Genomic DNA, 1,887 nt, shown 5'->3' with positions numbered 1-1,887 from the left:
GAGCTATTCATTGACAGTTATGACTGGGTGATGGTGCCCAATGTGTACGGGATGAGCCAGTACAGTGATGGCGGCTGGATGACCACCAAACCCTATTTGAGTGGTTCCAATTACATCCGTAAAATGAGTGATTTTCCAGCCGGGGACTGGTGTGAGATTTGGGACGGGCTATACTGGCGATTTATTGATAAACATCAGGATTTTTTCCGCCGTAACCCGCGTTTGAGTACGATGACTGCCATGCTAGGGAAAATGGACCCTAGACGGCGGCAAACCCTATGGCAACGGGCAGAGGCTTTCCTATCGTCGCTTCATTGACCCATCTCGGTAATGGCCGTGCCGTACAGACTGGCAATGCAGCCAATGCTGACAATCCACGCCAAACCTCGCAGCAGCGCAACTCCGGCAATGTAAGCCATGCTATGAACCAAACGCGCCACCAGGTAGGTCAAGGCAACGGCATTGGTGTAGGGCGAAGCGCCTTGGGCCAGTAGAACCAAAATCGCCGCCGGTGCAAATAGGGTTACACTTTCAAACGCGTTCTGGTGGGCCCAGGTGGCGCGTTGGGCGTAGGGGGGAAGTTTATCGAAAATGGCACGGGGCGCGCGAGGATCAAAGCCGCTTTTTACCCGTCCGTAGGCAACTATCAGGTAAGAAGGGACATAAACCAAGGCTGCTGCAATGGCAATAGCCCACGTCAGAAAGAGTGAAGGAGAAATCGGTAAATTCATAGGCTGATTCCGGTTACGACTTGGCCTGATTTTCCGTTGGGTCAACGCTGGCATTCCCAGCCATCTAGATTGTAACTTGGCTGTAAAGGTGTATCTTGCAGAGATCAATTGCTCTAGGCAGAGAGGACTTAGAGCCTGTATACTGTAACTTTATGGTAAAAGTCTATCTGGCAGCGCCGCTCTTTACCCTAGCTGAACAAAGTTTTAATCTGAGTTTGGCTGCCTATCTCAAAGAACAGGGGTTAACCGTCTTTTGCCCACAAGTGGAGTGTCAGGGTAAAGAAGGAGAAGACATTTACCGAACCTGTCTCGATGGTCTGTCAAATTCTGACCTGGTGGTGGCGATTCTCGATGGCGCTGATGCCGATAGCGGTACATGCTGGGAATGCGGCTATGCCGTGGCTAAAGGGATTCCGGTCGTTGCCGTCCGTACTGACTTCCGCAGGTCAGGGGATACCGGTGGGTTCAATGCCATGCTTTACTACAGCGCGGCGGCAATTGTGGAAAAGTCTAGTGATCTATTTCCAACGATTGCTAGGACGATAGAAAGGCTCGTTGGTCGCTAGTAAATGATGATTGGGAAAACCGTAGATATAGTCATTTCAGATAAAAATGAGACAGCATATTCAAGGATAGTGTAAGTGTCAAGCCAGAGTAGACATTGCGGAGAAAATGGGAAATGTCCTAAAGCCTGGATTTAAGAAAAAAGTCATCGCCTTTATTAGGAGTGGCAACAGTGTCACCCAAGCCACCAGCATGTTTCAGATTGCCAGGGCGACGATTTACCATCAGCTTAATAGACTCAGTCTTGAAAGTGTCGAGAGCAGAAGGCGAAAAATAGATGTGGCTAAGAACTGTATCCAGATAAAACCTTAAGAGAAAGAGCGAGAGGATTTGGGGTAGTGCCAGATGCTATATTCTACCAGTTTAAGCGGCTAAGGATCAAGAAAAAACTGCTGTGGCATCGAGAAAGAGACCACGAAGCTAGAATTCATTATAATTATAGCTAAAATCACAAAACTTGACATAAGCTACGGATAGTTTCATTGACTAAGGATTGCAAGTTTTCGATTGCACTCACCTGTAGCTTACGCACCTTTTGCTTAATCCGATACCACACATGTTCAATCGGGTTCAAATCTGGCGAATATCTAGG

Annotated in this window: 3 protein-coding genes; 2 read left to right on the top strand and 1 reads right to left on the bottom strand. The window is 48.1% G+C overall.

What is annotated here, in order from left to right; translation table 11 throughout:
- Nucleotides 1-318, top strand: a 318-nt coding sequence (locus tag NZ705_12440) for a hypothetical protein (protein ID MCS7293751.1), incomplete at its 5' end; no start/stop codon positions are given.
- Here the strand turns inward: NZ705_12440 and NZ705_12435 are convergent.
- Nucleotides 312-731 (bottom strand): MAPEG family protein, encoded by a 420-nt coding sequence (locus NZ705_12435; GenBank protein ID MCS7293750.1) that lies wholly within the window; start codon nt 729-731, stop codon nt 312-314. The genes NZ705_12440 and NZ705_12435 overlap by 7 nt on opposite strands.
- A 152-nt stretch (nt 732-883) precedes the next feature.
- On the opposite strand from NZ705_12435, the gene NZ705_12430 reads away from it, so the two are divergent.
- On the top strand, nt 884-1,297 hold the full coding sequence (locus NZ705_12430; protein MCS7293749.1) for a nucleoside 2-deoxyribosyltransferase: 414 nt from the start codon (nt 884-886) through the stop codon (nt 1,295-1,297).
- The last annotated feature ends 590 nt before the right edge of the window (nt 1,298-1,887 follow it).

This window comes from Gloeomargarita sp. SKYB120, from assembly GCA_025062155.1.
In the GTDB taxonomy this organism is placed as follows: Bacteria; Cyanobacteriota; Cyanobacteriia; order Gloeomargaritales; family Gloeomargaritaceae; genus Gloeomargarita.
The sequence above is the reverse complement of the archived record's forward strand: the minus strand, read 5'-3'. Positions and strand labels throughout refer to the sequence as shown.

What these genes read in the sequence shown, in the direction of transcription:
- NZ705_12435 (MCS7293750.1), bottom strand. Translation starts at nt 731, where the DNA reads ATGAATTTACCGATTTCTCCTTCACTCTTTCTGACGTGGGCTATTGCC.
- NZ705_12430 (MCS7293749.1), top strand. Translation starts at nt 884, where the DNA reads ATGGTAAAAGTCTATCTGGCAGCGCCGCTCTTTACCCTAGCTGAACAA.